This window comes from Saccharibacillus sp. O23 (assembly GCF_002205895.1).
Lineage (GTDB): Bacteria > Bacillota > Bacilli > Paenibacillales > Paenibacillaceae > Saccharibacillus.
This window is the reverse complement of record NZ_NJDE01000025.1, coordinates 187,645-203,642: the sequence shown is the minus strand read 5'-3', so window position 1 is coordinate 203,642 and position 15,998 is coordinate 187,645. Positions and strand designations below refer to the sequence as shown.

16 protein-coding genes and 1 tRNA gene are annotated in these 15,998 nt (G+C 57.8%); 15 read left to right on the top strand and 2 right to left on the bottom strand.

Going from position 1 to position 15,998, the window contains the following annotated elements; translation table 11 throughout:
* Window positions 1-32: 32 nt before the first annotated feature.
* The 3 genes from CDO73_RS23605 to CDO73_RS23595 all read left to right on the top strand — a co-directional run bounded on the left by CDO73_RS23605 (window position 33) and on the right by CDO73_RS23595 (window position 3,146).
* Window positions 33-1,316, top strand: coding sequence for a DNA polymerase IV (locus CDO73_RS23605; protein WP_088490971.1), 1,284 nt, complete (start codon window positions 33-35; stop codon window positions 1,314-1,316).
* A 111-nt stretch (window positions 1,317-1,427) separates the two neighbouring features.
* The gene (locus tag CDO73_RS23600) at window positions 1,428-1,670 is read left to right on the top strand and encodes a ferredoxin (protein ID WP_088490970.1); all 243 of its coding nucleotides are present in this window, start codon (window positions 1,428-1,430) and stop codon (window positions 1,668-1,670) included.
* A gap of 129 nt (window positions 1,671-1,799) precedes the next feature.
* Window positions 1,800-3,146: a L,D-transpeptidase gene (locus CDO73_RS23595; RefSeq protein WP_256972826.1), complete on the top strand. Its 1,347-nt coding sequence runs from the start codon at window positions 1,800-1,802 to the stop codon at window positions 3,144-3,146.
* A 102-nt stretch (window positions 3,147-3,248) separates the two neighbouring features.
* On the opposite strand, the gene CDO73_RS26900 is transcribed toward CDO73_RS23595, so the two are convergent.
* Entirely contained in the window at window positions 3,249-3,386 is a 138-nt protein-coding gene (locus CDO73_RS26900; RefSeq protein WP_179218822.1) for a hypothetical protein, read from the bottom strand.
* 184 nt (window positions 3,387-3,570) lie between these two features.
* Between CDO73_RS26900 and CDO73_RS23590 the strand changes: the two genes are divergently transcribed.
* The 9 genes from CDO73_RS23590 (at window position 3,571) to CDO73_RS23550 (ending at window position 11,477) form a co-directional block, all read left to right on the top strand.
* Window positions 3,571-4,662 carry a quinone-dependent dihydroorotate dehydrogenase gene (locus CDO73_RS23590; RefSeq protein WP_088490969.1) on the top strand — a complete coding sequence of 364 codons (1,092 nt, stop codon included), beginning with the start codon at window positions 3,571-3,573 and terminating at the stop codon, window positions 4,660-4,662.
* A gap of 31 nt (window positions 4,663-4,693) precedes the next feature.
* Complete coding sequence (gene yjbM / locus CDO73_RS23585) at window positions 4,694-5,506, top strand: GTP diphosphokinase (RefSeq protein ID WP_088490968.1); 813 nt, start codon at window positions 4,694-4,696, stop codon at window positions 5,504-5,506.
* Window positions 5,496-5,984 (top strand): DUF309 domain-containing protein, encoded by a 489-nt coding sequence (locus CDO73_RS23580; protein ID WP_088490967.1) that lies wholly within the window; start codon window positions 5,496-5,498, stop codon window positions 5,982-5,984. Before yjbM ends, CDO73_RS23580 begins: the two co-directional genes overlap by 11 nt.
* A 152-nt stretch (window positions 5,985-6,136) precedes the next feature.
* Window positions 6,137-7,804: an RsmB/NOP family class I SAM-dependent RNA methyltransferase gene (locus tag CDO73_RS23575; RefSeq protein WP_088490966.1), complete on the top strand. Its 1,668-nt coding sequence runs from the start codon at window positions 6,137-6,139 to the stop codon at window positions 7,802-7,804.
* Window positions 7,801-8,562 carry a pseudouridine synthase gene (locus CDO73_RS23570; RefSeq protein WP_088490965.1) on the top strand — a complete coding sequence of 254 codons (762 nt, stop codon included), beginning with the start codon at window positions 7,801-7,803 and terminating at the stop codon, window positions 8,560-8,562. The genes CDO73_RS23575 and CDO73_RS23570 overlap by 4 nt, the downstream gene beginning before the upstream one ends.
* 274 nt (window positions 8,563-8,836) lie before the next feature.
* Window positions 8,837-9,979: a glycosyltransferase family 4 protein gene (locus tag CDO73_RS23565; protein WP_088490964.1), complete on the top strand. Its 1,143-nt coding sequence runs from the start codon at window positions 8,837-8,839 to the stop codon at window positions 9,977-9,979.
* Window positions 9,980-10,095: 116 nt separating this feature from the next.
* Window positions 10,096-10,668 (top strand): xanthine phosphoribosyltransferase, encoded by a 573-nt coding sequence (locus CDO73_RS23560; protein WP_088490963.1) that lies wholly within the window; start codon window positions 10,096-10,098, stop codon window positions 10,666-10,668.
* A 124-nt stretch (window positions 10,669-10,792) separates the two neighbouring features.
* On the top strand, window positions 10,793-11,122 hold the full coding sequence (locus CDO73_RS23555; RefSeq protein ID WP_088490962.1) for a hypothetical protein: 330 nt from the start codon (window positions 10,793-10,795) through the stop codon (window positions 11,120-11,122).
* A 136-nt stretch (window positions 11,123-11,258) separates the two neighbouring features.
* On the top strand, window positions 11,259-11,477 hold the full coding sequence (locus tag CDO73_RS23550; RefSeq protein WP_088490961.1) for a hypothetical protein: 219 nt from the start codon (window positions 11,259-11,261) through the stop codon (window positions 11,475-11,477).
* A gap of 172 nt (window positions 11,478-11,649) precedes the next feature.
* On the opposite strand, the gene CDO73_RS23545 is transcribed toward CDO73_RS23550, so the two are convergent.
* Window positions 11,650-12,126: a YhjD family protein gene (locus CDO73_RS23545; RefSeq protein ID WP_088490960.1), complete on the bottom strand. Its 477-nt coding sequence runs from the start codon at window positions 12,124-12,126 to the stop codon at window positions 11,650-11,652.
* A 162-nt stretch (window positions 12,127-12,288) separates the two neighbouring features.
* On the opposite strand from CDO73_RS23545, the gene CDO73_RS23540 reads away from it, so the two are divergent.
* The 3 genes from CDO73_RS23540 (at window position 12,289) to CDO73_RS23530 (ending at window position 15,991) form a co-directional block, all read left to right on the top strand.
* Window positions 12,289-12,372, top strand: a tRNA-Leu gene (locus CDO73_RS23540).
* A 117-nt stretch (window positions 12,373-12,489) separates the two neighbouring features.
* On the top strand, window positions 12,490-13,242 hold the full coding sequence (locus CDO73_RS23535; RefSeq protein WP_088490959.1) for a hypothetical protein: 753 nt from the start codon (window positions 12,490-12,492) through the stop codon (window positions 13,240-13,242).
* Between the two features lie 175 nt (window positions 13,243-13,417).
* The gene (locus CDO73_RS23530) at window positions 13,418-15,991 is read left to right on the top strand and encodes an ATP-binding protein (RefSeq protein WP_179218820.1); all 2,574 of its coding nucleotides are present in this window, start codon (window positions 13,418-13,420) and stop codon (window positions 15,989-15,991) included.
* The last annotated feature ends 7 nt before the right edge of the window (window positions 15,992-15,998 follow it).

Sequence of the window (15,998 nt, the reverse complement as noted above, 5' to 3'; positions counted from 1 at the left end):
CCGGAAAACAAAGCGGAGAAAGGAGGAGCGTCATGACGGACGTGGACCGTTATTACCCGTCGAAAGGACGGGTTATTTTGCACGTCGATATGAACGCGTTCTATTGCTCGGTGCACGAAGCGGAACATCCGGAGCTGTATCGCGGCAAGATGACGGCGGTCGCCGGCGACAGCGAGAAGCGGCGCGGGATCGTCGTCACCAGTTCTTATCCGGCCCGACGAAAAGGAGTCCGTACCGGCATGACGGCCAACCAGGCGCTTCGTCTGTGTCCTTCGCTCATCCTGATCAAGCCGGATTTTCGATTGTATCGGGCTTACTCGAAAGCTTTTCGCGAAATTCTCTACAGCTACACGCCGATGATCGAAGCGACGTCGATCGACGAGTGTTATATGGACATTACCGGTTCGAAGCAGTTCGGCACGCCGCTCCAGATCGCCGAAGAGATTCAGCGCCGCATCCAAAACGAACTGTCGCTGCCGTGTTCGATCGGGGTAGCGCCGAACAAACTGCTGGCGAAGATGGCTTCCGACATGAAAAAGCCGAACGGCATCTCGGTGCTGCGTATCCGCGATCTGCCGCAGACCTTATGGGATAAACCGTGCGGCGAACTGTTCGGCGTGGGCGCGAAAACGGCGGAAAAGCTGAGCCGGATGGGGATTCGCACGATCGGCGAGCTGGCGCGGACGGAAGAGAAGCGGCTGCAAACGACTTTCGGCGTATTCGGGGCTTGGATGAAGCGCGCGGCTAACGGGCAGGACCGTTCGGAAGTGCAGTCCGTGCCCGAACCGAGCAAATCGGTCGGCCATACGACCACGCTTCCGTACGACGTGACCGAATCGGCCGAAGCGCTGCGGGTGCTGCTCAATCTGAGCGATCAGGTCGCGAGGCGCATGCGTAAACAGCATCTGCTGGCCGGCGCCGTGCAGATCACGATCCGCACGCCGGAGATGAAGACCATCACCCGTTCGCGGACGCTGGAGACGCCGACGGAAGCGGCCGACGATATTTACCGCGAAGCGAAAGCTTTGTACCTGCGGCATTGGAACGACGGCAAAGCGGTGCGTCTGCTGGGCGTGGCGGCCCAGAACCTGACCGACAAGAGCAGCGCGGCCATCCAGCTCGATTTGTTCGATTACGAGCGGCAGCCGAAAAAAGAGAAATTGACGGAGATCATGGACAAGCTGCGCGACAAATTCGGCGAAGACGCGCTGATGACGGCCGGGATGTTGGAAGACGACGGAAGCAAGCGGATGAAAGCCGGACGCACCCCGGGAATTTCTTTTCACGGAGAGCGGGAAGGCCTTAGGAACGATTGAAATCAAAAAGGGTTTATATTATAGTTAGAGGGATGAAGGCTCTCGCAGAAAGCAGCTTCTCGACAAAAAGAATCGGCACTGTCGATAGAGAGTATACAGGAGGGAACATACATGGCTAAATACACATGGGTAGATAAAGACACCTGCATCGCGTGCGGCGCATGCGGCGCGACGGCTCCGGATATTTACGATTACGACGACGAAGGTCTGGCGGAAGTCATCTTCGGCGGCGACAGCAACCACGGGGTTACGGCGATTCCGGAAGACATGCACGAAGACATGATCGACGCATGCGACGGATGCCCGACCGATTCGATCATCGTCGCGGACGAACCGTTTAACAAAGAAGGCTGATTCGACTCGCAAGCGCCGAATACAGGGCAGATCCGGGATAAAGCGTCTCTCTCCTGAACGTACAGGCGGGAGGCGCTTTTTTGCGAAAACGGAATTGGACGCATTTTTCGGGCAAAGGAGTGAAGGGCCGTGAGTCGTTTTCCTCATTTGAAGACTTATGTGCGCGAACACCCGGACAACAAAATGGCTTGGTATCTGCTCGGCAAAGAATACGAAGCCGACGGCCAGCCGGGGAAAGCGAACTACTGCTTCAACCGGGCGCAGGAAGTCTACGAAGCCTACGAACACATCCAAGTTCCGGAAGACATTCTGGCCGAATACGAGCATAAGCTGCGCGAAGCCGCCGACAGGCGGGCCAAACGCGCGGCCAAGCGCCGAAACTGGCTCTTGCTTGCCGTGTTGCTGCTGCTGGCCGGATTCCGCTATGCGGAAGCGCCGGGGATCGGCGGTCCGCGAAGCGCCGCCGAGCAAGCGCCGCCCGCAAGCGGTCTTCCGCCCGAGCTGTTCACGGCCGCCGAAGCCGGCCGGCCCGATGCGGTCGGTGCCGCCGCCGCGGGCTACCTGCAGGACGGGAGGGCGGTTCCGGCTTCCGTTCTGGGCATGAAGCGCGACGGCAAATGGCTGCTCTGGCAGAAAGACCTTCCGGTGATCGCGAAGATCGAACCCGGCTTGAAGCGCGGAGAAACCCTGCTGCGCAGCTACGACCGGAAGACCTGCGATTGCGAGGCGGACACCTCTTCGCAAGAACGCAAAGCCGCGCAGGCATGGATGAACGAACAAGAAAGCCTTGCGGTATTGGCTTCCGCGATCCGGACTTACCGGGAAACCCGAGGCGGACTGCCGCAGAGCTTGGACGATCTGAATCGAACGTTTCCGAACAACGTGTTGTCCGGATCGACCCCGACGATGAAACGCTCGTTCTCGGCCATGACGACGCTGGCGAAACGCCAAGCTTACGGGCAGGCTTCGAAGCCGTTGGCGGAAGGAGGCCGCGCCGTCGCCGTTTCCACGCTCGGCGGCAAGCCGTATCTGGAGCAGCCGCTCGAGATTATCGTCGATCGGTCCCGCCATCGTCTGGCTCTGGTGAGCGGGAACGTGCTGCTGCGCAATTACGAAGTAGGCTTGGGCGGCAGCAAGACGCCGACGGGAACGTATGCGATCAGCGACAAAGTGGTCAATCCCAACGGCAAACCAAACGGAGAATTCGGCAGCCGGGGCATGCAATTGTCGGATACGGATTACGCGATCCACGGGACGAACGAGCCGGACAGCATCGGCGGCGACGAATCGCACGGCTGCGTACGGATGAACAAAGACGACGTCGAAGAACTGTTCGATATGGCGCCGGCCGGCACCAAAGTCACGCTGACCGACAACGTGCTGCCGGAAAAGACGCTGACTGCGAAGCAGCCGTTCAAGTCGCAGGATCGGCAGGATCAGACCAACGACAAAAAAGTGTACCATTGGTTGAACTGACGGCTTCTTACGTACGGATGCATTCAAAAACCCGGCTCGGGCGGTTGCCGAAGCCGGGTTTTGTCCGAAAGCGCGTTCCGTGATGCCGGAACGATAGAAGGATCAGAGCTGTGCCCAGACGATCAGGGCGCTTACCGCAAGAACAAACAGCGCGATGCTTCCGCCGATCCATAAGGCGGCTTTGCGGTTGACTTCTTCTTTTTTCTGCTGCAAAGCAGGCGGTTTGCGTTTGACGGTCATCGTCATCGACTCCTTTGATATCGGTATACGATTATTGTAATCGCTTTTCGCCGGATTGTAAGCAGGCTTTTTACGATCTTCGATGCAGGGTTCGGCGGCAAAAACGAGCTTCGGAATACTTTCCTTTTAATCGGGTTCCGGGTAAACTTAAATGAGCGAGAAGAGAAGAATAGGAGTGAGCCTTTTGCTGTATGAACGCCTTGCCAAACCGTTTTTTTTCCGGATGGACCCCGAAAAAGCGCATCATCTCGTCATTGACGGCATGCGCCGGGCGGCATCCGTGCCGGGAGGACTGACGCTGCTGCGCGGGATGTACGGCGTCGGACGCGACGAAGCGCTGGCGACGGAAGTGGCCGGGCTGTCGTTCCCGTCGCCGGTCGGACTGGCCGCAGGACTGGACAAAAACGCCGAGGCGGTCTCCGGCTTTTCTTCGATCGGCTTCGGGTTTCTCGAAGTCGGCACGGTTACCCCGGTCGGTCAGCCCGGGAACGAACAACCGCGGTTGTTCCGTCTTCCGCCCGACGGAGCTCTGGTCAACCGCATGGGCTTCAACAACAAAGGAGCGGAAGACATGGCGCAGCGTCTGGCCGCGCTCAAAGAGCGCCCCGTTCCGATCGGCGTCAATATCGGCAAGAACAAGACGACGCCCAACGAGGAGGCTTATCTCGATTACGAACGCTGCATTCGGATCTTGTATCCGTACGCGGATTTCTTCATCGTGAACATCAGTTCGCCGAATACGCCGGACCTGCGGCGTTTGCAGCACGGGGACGAACTGCGCACGCTGCTTACGGCCGTAACGGCCGAACTGTCCCGCCAAGCCGGCGAAGCGTCGCCGAAACCGGTGTTCGTCAAGATCGCGCCCGATCTGAGCGACGCAGACTTGGAGCAGACAGTGGATGCCATCTCGGCCAGCGGCGTGTCCGGATTGATCGCGACCAATACGACGCTGTCGCGCGACGGGCTGGCGCATGCCAACCGAAGCGAGACGGGCGGTCTCAGCGGCCGTCCGCTGACCGGCCGCTCGACCGAGATCGTGCGGCGGGCATACGCGCAGACGGAAGGCCGCCTGCCGATCGTCGGCAGCGGAGGCATCTTCACGCCGGAGGACGCTTATGCGAAGATTCGCGCCGGAGCCAGTCTGGTCGAGATTTATACGGCGCTGATCTACAAAGGGCCGGAGATCAACCGGCAGATTCATGCCGGATTGTCGCGTTTGATGCACACAGACGGGTTCACCCATATTTCCCAAGCGGTCGGTGCCGACCACCGTTAAAAGGGTGAAGGAAGACGAGGAGGCATATAGCATGGACGGTAGAAACTGGGAAACTTTTTTGCTTCCATATGAACAGACGGTCGAAGAATTGAAGGTCAAGTTCAAAACGATGCGCTCCGAACTGAAAAAGCGCGAGGAATACGCGCCGATCGAGTTCGTTACCGGACGGGTCAAACGGATCTCCAGCATTCTGGAGAAAGCCGAGCGGCTCGACGTCCCGATGGACAAGCTCGAAGAAGGAATCGAAGACATCGCCGGCATCCGGATCATGTGCCAGTTCGTCGAAGATATCCGCCGGGTAGCCGAATACATTCGTGCCCGCAAAGACCTGACCGTGCTGTACGAGAAGGACTATATCACCAATTACAAAGACAGCGGTTATCGCAGCTTCCATATGATCATCCGTTATCCGATCCAGACGGCGTTGGAACAGAAGATCGTGCTCGCCGAGATTCAGATCCGCACGCTGGCGATGAACTTCTGGGCGACGATCGAACACTCGCTGAACTACAAGTACCGCGGCGGCCTGCCGGGCGATATGCGGCTGAGGCTTCAGAAATCGGCGCAGGCCGCTTCGGTGCTCGACAGCGAGATGTCGAGCATCCGCGAAGAGATTCTGGCCGCTCAGAAGACGTTCGAAGACGACGCGAACATCGTCTCGACGCTGCTCAAAACGATCAACCGCTTGTATTCCTATCATCTGGTGGCGGAAGCGATCTCGTATCAGGAGAAATTCAGCGAAGCGTTCTTGGAACGCGATTTCGACGGCATGAAAGAGATGCTGGCGGAAGTCAAAGCATTGATGGCCGCCAAACATCAGGAAGAATCGGAAAATGAAGATTGAACCGAAGTTCGTGGCTTTCCTGGTGTATTTCAACCGGGATCGCGACTACTTCGAGTGCCACGAAGTGCTCGAAGAGTTATGGCTGGAGCGCGGACGCGACCCGCTGTACTCGGGACTGCTGCAGATCGCCGTGGCGCTGTATCATTTTCGTAACGGCGGCATCGCGCGACGTTACAACAAGATCGCGGGCGCGCGCAAGATGATGCACAGCGCGCTGGGCAAACTGGCGGCTTATCCCGCGGACAGTCTGGGCATACGTCTGGATCTGTTGACGGCCGAAGCCCGGGATTATGCCGCGAAGCTGGATCGGTACGAAGAAGAACCGTTCGCGTTCTATCCGCTCGATATCGAGATCTCCGATCCCGAGCTGCGCGAACAGGTACGGGCGGCCGAGGAGCGGATCGCGCCGCATCTTCCGATGCGCACCGATTACAGCCGGGGACCCAAAGCCAAGCCGAAAGAACCGGAAGATCGCTGATCCTTTATTCAAGACGACTGGCCCGCTCCGCCGGGCGGCGGCGAACGCCGCGAGGCGGGGCGGGCCGTTTTGCGCGTTCGCGAGCCGCCGCGCGTCGTCAAGCAAAGAAGCCGGCCCGCTTCGCGGCCGGCCCTATTCAGGAGGAATGTTTCATGAGCATCCAGCTTCCGCCGCTGTTTCAGTCGCGCATGCAGCACTGGCTCGGCGGCGAATACGAGGATTTTATCGCCAGCTACGAACGGCCCCGCCATGCGGGAATCCGCGTCAATACGTTGAAGATCGGCACGGAAGATTTCGCAGCGATCAGCCCGTTCGCGCTTAAGCCGATTCCGTGGTGCGAAACGGGGTTCTACGTCGACGAGAACGACCGGCCCGGCAAACATCCGTATTACCATGCGGGATTGTATTATATTCAGGAACCGAGCGCGATGGAGCCGGCCGAAGCGCTTCGGCCCGAACCGGGCGACCGGGTACTGGATCTGTGCGCCGCTCCCGGCGGCAAATCGACGCAGATCGCGGCCAAGCTTCAAGGACGGGGCGTACTGGTGACGAACGATATCAGCGCCGAACGGACCAAAGCGCTGGCCAAAAACATCGAAATGAGCGGCGCGCGCAACGTCGTCGTGCTGAACGAAACGCCGGAGCGGATCGCCGAGAAATTTCCGGCGTACTTCGACAAGATCTTGGTCGACGCGCCGTGTTCCGGCGAAGGCATGTTCCGCAAAGACCCGGATGCGGTTCGCCAATGGGAGAAGCATTCGGTCGAAGTCTGCACCGTGATGCAGCGGGACATTCTGGATACGGTGGCGTCGATGCTGGCGCCGGGAGGACGCATCGTGTATTCGACCTGCACGTTCTCGCCGGAAGAGAACGAAGCGATGATCGCGCTGTTCCTCGCGCGCCATCCGGAATTCGTCGTAGGCGAATTGCCGCATTCGCCGCTGTTCGCTCCGGGTCGGCCGGAATGGGCGGCCGAATTGGTCGAGAGCGGCGGCGGGCTGTCGCCGCTGCTGCACGAAGCGGCTCAAGGCGGAGAGCCGCTGCTCGCGCGGCCGGGAGCGCTCGCGCCGACGGCGCGGGCGGCGCGCATCTGGCCGCATCTCGCCGAAGGCGAAGGGCATTTCGTGTGCGTGCTGGAGCACACGGGCGAGCGGGCGGCGCGGCCGGACAGCGCCGCCGGAAGTGCTCCCGGCCCGATCATCGGGGCCGGGGAAGACCTGCCCGCCGCCGAAGCCGGCGGGCGCGCGGGCGGCCCCAAAGGAAAGGGCCGCCCTCAAGGGCGCGGCGCCGGATCGCCGCGCCGCGAAGACAAGTCCGCGCGCCAAGCTCGCGGACAAAGCAAAGCCGCCTACGTCCGCGAAGAAGCGTCCGAAGGCGACGTGCGTCGCGCGTGCCTGGAATTCCTGGCGGCGCAGCTTACCGCGCCGCTCTACGGCACGCTGCTGATCTCCGGCGACTACGCGTACGCCTGCCCGGTGGAGCCGGCGCGGCTGCTCGGCCTGAAGGTTCGCCGCTCCGGCTTCCAACTGGGCATGGTCAAATCCGGCGGCCGCTTTGTTCCGTCGAACGCTCTGGCCGCCGCTTTGAAACCAATCGAATCGGCGCGTACGCTGAATCTCAGCTCCGCGCTGCCGGAAGCCGTCTCGTATCTCAAAGGCGAGACGCTGACGTTCGGCGCAGAACGCGTCGCGCGCGCCGAGGGAACGGATGCCAAAGGCTACGTGCTGGTGTCGATCGACGGCTATTCCGTCGGCTGGGGCAAATGGGCGGCAGGCGTATTGAAAAACGAATATCCGGCAGGATGGAGATGGAACGGATGAACCAAGAACCGAAACCGAAAAGCGGCAAGAAGCTGCGCCTCGATAAAATCTTGTCGCATCTGGGTTTGGCGACGCGCAGCGAAAGCAAAAAGTTGGCGAAACAAGGCAGAATCGCGGTAGACGGCAAAACGGTCAAAGACAGCGGCCTTCAGGTGGACCCGGAACTTTCGTCGATCGAAGTCGACGGACAGCCGGTCCGTTACCGCGAGTTCGTCTATCTGCTGCTCAACAAACCGCAGGGCGTCGTATCAGCGACCGAAGATCGTTACGATCGCACGGTCGTCGATCTGCTGGATACCGAATATCTGGCGTTCGAGCCGTTCCCTGTAGGAAGGCTCGACAAAGACACCGAAGGTCTGCTGCTGCTGACCAACGACGGCAAGCTGGCGCACGAACTGCTGTCGCCGCGCAAGCATGTGCCGAAGACGTACGAAGCCGTCGTGCTCGGCGCGGTCGACGAATCCGACGGTCAAGCGTTCGCGGCCGGCGTCACGCTGGACGACGGCTACAAGACGATGCCGGCCGAACTCGAGATCGTGCGCAATTACGTGCTGGACGACGAAAGCCGTTCGGATATTCGTCTGACGATCATGGAAGGCAAATTTCATCAGGTGAAGCGCATGTTCGAAGCGGTCGGCAAAAAAGTGATCTTCCTCAAGCGCGTCACGATGGGACCGCTGGAACTTGATCCCGCGCTTGCTCCCGGACAGTATCGCGAATTGAGCGAAGACGAATTGCGGGCGCTGCGCGGCGAATAAGTCGGCGTCCGTATAGAAGGAGCGATACAGATTCGCGTTTCGGACAGAAGCCGCACCCGGTTGCGGGAGCAGGCGCGTCCCGGCTCGCGCGCTGTCGTTTTCGCTCGACGCAGGCCGTCGATCCGTCTTTATTCGGCAGCCGTCCGGACCTTGCGCCGGGCGGCTTTTCGAGATGCCGAATCCGTCGATTTTTGTTCCGGCTTGCCCTTTACCTTTGGCTCCGTTGTGGGCTATCATCAATAGAAGAACGCATGAAGCGGAAGGGGGACTGGCTGTGAGATTGCTGCAAGCTTTATTTTTCCCGCCCGAGCAGCCGGGGGGCGTATCATCCATGATCCCGTATCTGCAAGAGAAGTTCTCTTCGGCGCGTTGGGAGATGGAAATCTTCTCTTTGCCCAAACGGATTCGCGGCAAAGGACGCGAAGAAGTAAGGTTCGAGACCTTCGATTGGACGCAGTACGGGGACAGTCCGATCGTGCAAAAATATATGCAGACCTACCGCGACTATCTCTGGTGGACCCGCCTTCGTCTGACCAAGCCTTACGATCTGATCCATGCGCATCATCCGATCGCGGCGCTGGCGATGAAGACGGTATTTCCCGAGACGCCCGTTCTGCAAACGACCCACTCCAGCTACGAACGCGAATTGATCCTGAACGGCAAGATCGAAGAAGGCGGCCCGGAACATCGTTTTCTGACTTCGATCTACAAAGAATTGGAAGCCCGGACCGATCAATTGATTACCGTTTCCGATGCGTTTCGCCGTTATATGGGGCAGTATATCGAACACCCCGAACAGGTCAAGATCATGCCGAACGGTTACGACGAACGCCGGTTCAAGCCGGTGCCGCACGAGAACGAAGTGACGCAGCTCATGGCCGTCTGCCGCCTTGTGCCGGCCAAAGGGCTGGACGTGCTGCTGGAAGCCTGCGCGCTGCTTAAACGGCGAGGCTGTCCGTACGTGCTCCATTTGATCGGCGACGGACCGTCCCGCGAAGAGTTGGAGCATATGGCGCAAGAGCTGGGGGTATACGACGATACGATCTTCTACGGCTATACGCTGCATCCCGAAGAGTTTATGCCGTTCTTCGATATCTTCGTGCTCCCTTCGCGGGCGGAAGCGTTCGGCTCCGTATTCGCGGAAGCCGCGCTCTGCTGTCTGGCGCTCGTCGGCACGAACGTGGGCGGGATTCCCGAGCAGATCGAGCACGGAGTCAACGGGCTGCTCGTGCCGCCGGACGATCCGGCCGCTCTGGCCGACGCGCTCGAGCAGGTGATCGGCGATCCGTCGTACCGTTACGAATTGGCGCGAACCGCTTGCGAGAAAGCCAAATCGCAGTATTCGCTGAATCGGGTGGCGATCGAACTCAAACGATTGTATCTGAGTTACGAAGGACGCGGCCAACAGACGGTATGAAGCCAAGTATTCGGCCGAAATTCCCTAAGAAGCTGCTTTATTGCCTTGAAAAAAATCGAACAAAATGCTATTTTTACGAAAACGCGTGAAAATCCAATCTTTGGAGGACTGAGCCTATGGAAGAATTAAAAGAACGGATCAAACGCGAAGGGGAAATCGTCTCGCAGCAGGTCTTGAAGCTGGATGCGATCTTGAATCACCAGGTCGACCCGGCGCTGACGATGGAGATGGGACGGCAGTTCGCGGCACGCTTCGCAGCGGACGGCGTAACGAAAGTCGTGACCGTCGAGTCCTCCGGAATTCCGGTCGCTTTTGCCGTCGCCCACGAACTCGGCGTGCCGATGATCTTCGCAAGACGCAAAAAAACGCTGCTCGCCGACCCGGATTCGTACGTGGAACGGGTACCTTCTTTTACCAAAGGGATCGTGACCGATTTAATGCTTCCTAAACGGTTTATTAAAAAAGAAGACAGAGTTCTGCTGATCGATGACATTATCGCCAACGGCGATGCGGCGCGCGGACTGGTGAAGATCATTCATGCCGCGGAAGCCGCATTGGTCGGAGTAGGAATCGTGGTCGAAAAATGTTTTCAGCCCGGCGCGCAAGGACTGCGCGATCAGGGAATTCGGTTGGAATCTCTGGTTCGTATCCAAGCATTGGAAGAGGACGGGATCGTGTTCGCGGACTGACGTACGGATTTTTCGTCAGGCTTCGTTCCGAAAGAAATTCGTCGCAAAATCTACATTTCCCGCTTTACCCCTCCGATAATGTTACGTATAATACCTTGTAAGTAGGGAGAGGAGGAAGACTGACATGAGCGAACAAACAGTAAATGCTGAATTTTTCATCAAAAAAGTCAATGACGCTAAAGTCCATTTTGAGCGTGCCCTCGATTGCAAGCATACGGAATTCGATGACCTTTATCCCTATATGATCGAACATCCTCAATTTTTCTGGTATAAACGCTATGTAGCTTGGTCCGAATTGTTGACTCTCGCCGATTTGTGCGAAGAGTTGTCGTTCCCGTGGAGAGACGAATTCACGCCGCAGCAGGTGGAATACGTCGAACAACGCGTGATGTCGGCCAAAGTGCTCGACTTCTGGTTCGAAAATACGGATTCGAAAGAGCATGCCCAGCGTTAAGTAAGGGTCGATCACGTTCGATTTCGGATTCGCGCATGATTTTCCAAAACCGGCCCGTTCGCGCTGTTGGCGCGCACGGGCCTTTTTCGTTAACGAAGCAACGATAATCGAGTTCGCTTAGAAAGAAGGAGAACGCATGATCAGCGACGAACAACTGAACGCTTACCGCATCTCGGGAGAAAAAGTTCGCGTGGTGCGCGACGCGCTCCGGGAAAACGACGTGCGCGGCATCGTGGTCGCCTGGGACGATACCCATGTCCTGATTCGGCGCCCGAATCGCAACGTCGTCAAATTGGATCGCGGCTATCTGATTCAGCCGTCCAAAGAAGAACGGATCGATCCGTTGGCGGAATAATCGAACGCACGCAGAAGCCCGCCTTTTCCGAACTTCGGAAAAGGCGGGCTTCGCCATGTCGAGCGGAGGAATCCTCTCGCCCTATCTATAGAGTTGCAAATCCCATGCGCCGGCCGGACCTGTCGGGGGAGGACTTTCCGGATCGGCTGCATAGGCGGGGGAGCTTAAATGATCAAGCGTAAGAACCCGAAAGCTTCTTCTTGCTCGGAGCGGCCGCGGAAGGGCGCTGCGGATAAGTTCTTGTCGGCGACGCCGATTGGCGGCCGGAATCGGTGACGATCGGTTCGGTTTGCAGGCTCATGTAAGCGCGCATGCGCAAATCGGTCTCCGAACGGAAAGATTCGCTGTCGATATGCATCGTGCCGTGAAGGCCTCTGCACAGGTAGTCGGTATCGACGCCGGCTTCGCCGTGTTTGACTTCGCAGATCCGGATATGCCGTTTTTTGAATTCTCGGCGGATGCCGGACAGAAGCACGGCCGCGCACTGCGAAGCGCTGCGGATCATTTCGATATATAAAGGGGAAGTATGCACCGTAGCTTCGGATTTCAGCCTTTTCGCATCGTTCTCGAAGACTTTGAGAATATGGGTCAACAGCAGGTAGCTCTTGATCAACGAAAGTTCGTCACGTGTCGTTTGTACAGCGGTCATGCTCTTCACCACCTTGTAGGAACTTGTGTTCTGTTCTTATTATAAACGAACACTTGTGCGCATGCAACATCAAACCGGACTTTTTTTGAATAAGATTGACGCAAGCATCACGCTCGTGGTATGATCTATCTTGTCGCTGCGCTAAACGGCGATCGATAATGAGCGGTCGTGGCGGAATTGGCAGACGCGCACGGTTCAGGTCCGTGTGGGCTAACCCCCGTGGAGGTTCGAGTCCTCTCGACCGCATCCTTTATGTAACGAACGAGAGCTTCTCGGCTTGCTCAACGGAGCCGGGGAGCTTTTTTCTTTGCGTTTTTTTGCCGTTATCGACGCAGGCGGCGCCCGAGAGGAGAATTTCAAACGATGATCTATCAATTCGAGACCGAAAAGCGGGATTACAGCGATTATTCGAGCGGCAGAGTGCTGCATCATGCGCCGGGCACCACGGCTTTTCCGGTCAGGCTCGGCAAAGAAATCATGTCCCGGTGCTTGGCCGGGCTGCGAGGCGGCAGCGATTTGAAAATTTACGATCCCTGCTGCGGCGGCGCGTATTGGCTGACGATGATCGGCTTCAACTACGGCGGACGCGTCAGCGAATTATACGGTTCCGATATCGACGAGGCCGCTTTGGATCATGCTCGGCGCAACCTCGGCCTGCTGACCGCGGAAGGCTTGTCGGCGCGAAAAGAAAGCCTGCGGCGCGATCGGGAACGATACGGCAAAGACTCGCATCGGGAAGCCTTGGAAAGCGCCGAACGTCTGGAACGGACGGATCGTTCCGCGATACGTACGACTTCGTGCTTCGCGTTCGATATTGCCGGAGCGGCCGCGCCGCCGATCGCGAACGTCAACATCGTGATTGCCGATCTGCCTTACGGGCAGATGACTTCTTGGGGCAGCGGCGCGGAGAATCCGGTGCGGCGGATGCTCGGGAATCTGCATCCGGTACTGGACCCGGAAGATTCGATCGTGGCGATCGTCTGCGACAAGAAGCAGCGCGCCGAACACGAAGCTTTCGAGAGAAAAGGCACGATGAATCACGGCAAGCGCAAAATTTCTTTTTTGAGACCCCTTTACCGAGACCGGCCGGTGCAGGATGCCTGCATCCGCTTTTAGAATATCGATTGTCGAAGCCGAAGCAAGACCGGACCGCGATTTGTCGTTTAGACGGCATATCCCGGTCTTTTTTTGTTCGCTGCGCGCTCCGGCCCTCGAGATTCGTCATCTTTCTTCTTATTCTTTGTCGTATAATAAAAGAATCTAAAATTTAATCGAAATCATGAGGTGCAAAATGAGCGAGCGCATAATGGAATTGAACCGGACGGTCAGCGTATCGTCGGGCGGACATATTCTTTACCTCTATGACGACGAGAGTCTTTATTTCGACAATGCCGCGGCTTATTTGACTTCGGGCGCGCATGCGGGAGACCTGGCGATTTTTATCGACCGGAGCGATCGAATCGCGCGAATTCAAAAGCGTATCTCTTCCTTGCTTGACGATCGGGAACTTGAACGGATCGTTTACGTGGATGCCGAACGTTTTTACGGAGTGGACGTAAGCTTTGAACATAAAAAAGTCATGGGAGAGTTCGGAAAGTTGGCCGAACTTCATTTTTCGTCCGAATCGGCGGGAATCCGGATCTGGACGCACGTCGCTTGGAAAAAAGAGCACGGCGTCGAAGCGGAATTGGAAAACTTGGAACGTCTCGCTCAGCGCGCGGTTCAGAACTCCCGGATCGTGGCGGTCTGCGCGTATCGAGGCGATTCGATCAGTTCCGCGCTTCAAATCAAGCTGCTCCGGCAGCATGATTACGTGATGACGGACGACGAATTGAGCAGTACCGATTTGTCCGGAAACAGCGGAGGCGCGGTATTTCCTTCGCTTGCCGATCAGCAAGAAAGCGACGAGATTCGCCTTGCCGAGCAGATCAAACTGGAAACGGCCATGCGGCAGTCGGAGAGTCTGATCGCCAATAATCTCGATCCCGTCGCTTTGTTCGACGGCGAAGGGCGCGTCATGAATCTGAACGCCGCTTTCGAACGTACTTTCGGCTGGACGGCGGCGGAAATGGCGGGAGTCGACGAAGCCGTGCTGCGAGAGCGGATCGGATTGAGCGGCGCATTGAACGACGATCGGCATCTTTATCCGGACAAGGCGGCGAGTTCGCGGTTCGTGCCGCTCGAAGGCGAGCGGATCGAAGCGACCGCGCGCACCCGGGAAGGAGCGGCGTTGGACGTCGTGTTGACCGCTTTCGCGCTCGGAGACACGCAGAAGCCTGCCGGTTACGCGATCATTTATCGCGATATTACCGACTTTCGCATTTCGGAGCGAAAGCTTCAGGAATCGGTCGAACGTTACACCTCGCTCAAAAAGCATAATCATGACGCCGTTTTCTCGATCGACCGGGAAGGCCGCGTCATCAATACCAATCCGGCGGCGCAAAAACTGACGGGCTTAAGCACGGAAGAAATGATCGGCCGTCTGTTCGGGGATTGGATGACGGAAGGCACTTTGGGCGATATTCTGGGCGAATCCGGATCGGGCGAAGATTCGTCCGGACCGACGGTTCGCATACGCAGCACGGACGGCCGCGAATCGGAAGTGCTGACTTCGACGGCGCCGATCATCGTCGGAGGCGAGAACGTGGGCTGTTACATTTTGGCCAAAGACATTACCGAACACAAACGTCTCTTGATCGAGAAACAGACGGCGGAGCAAATGAGCCAAGCCAAAAGCGAGTTTCTGGCGATGATGAGCCACGAGATCCGCACGCCCATGAACGGCGTCATCGCGCTGACGCAGCTGCTGCTGGAGACGGAAGGATTGACCGACGAACAGCGCGAGTACATCGAAGTCATTCGGCGAAGCGGAGATTCGCTGCTGAACATCGTGAACGATATTTTGGACTTTTCCAAAATCGAGGCAGGCAAAACGGAACTTCTGACCGAGCCGATCAATCTGCGAGAAGACGTGGCGCGTTCGTTCGATATTCTGTTGGCGGAAGCGCGAAACAAACAATTGGAGCTGGGGCTGTCGGTGAAGCCGAACGTGCCGGAGATCGTCGTGGCGGACTCGAACAAGCTGCGCCAAATCCTGGTCAACTTGATCGGAAACGCCATCAAATATACGGATCGCGGCGGCGTATTCGTGTCGGTGGATACGGAAAAAGGAGCGCCGGCGGGATGGGTTCGTCTCGCTTTTCGTATTCGCGATACCGGACTGGGCATTCCCGAAGCGCAGACGGAGCAGCTGTTCGATCCTTTTTATCAATTGGACAACTTCATGACGCGCAAGTCCGAAGGAACCGGTCTGGGCCTTGCGATCACGAAAAAGCTGATCGAGCTGATGAACGGAGAGATCGGCGTGCGTTCGAAACTCGGCGAAGGCTCGGTGTTTCGTTTTACGATCGAAGCGCAGCTTCCCGATTTCGAAGACGTTCCCGTCGAAACGCCCGCCGCGATCGTACCGGATATGCCGGAAACGGCCAAGTTAAGCATCTTGATCGTCGAAGATAATCGCATCAACCAGCTCGTGATGGGACGGCTGCTGGAACGGCTCGGTTACGATTCCGATCTGGCGGAGGACGGCTTGGAAGCGTTGGAGGCGGCCGAACGCTCTCGTTACGACGTGATCCTGATGGATGTTCGAATGCCCAGACTCGACGGCTTCGGAGCGACCCGGCTGCTTCGGGAAAATCCGGGCTTGTACGGTCGGCCTTACATCATCGCGGTGACGGCCAATGCGATGCCGGGCGACCGCGAGCGCTGCTTGGCGGCCGGAATGGACGAATATATGAATAAACCGGTCGATGCCAAACGGCTTGCCGCGCTGTTGGAACAGGCGGGTAAGCAGATTCGGCATTGAAGCGAAA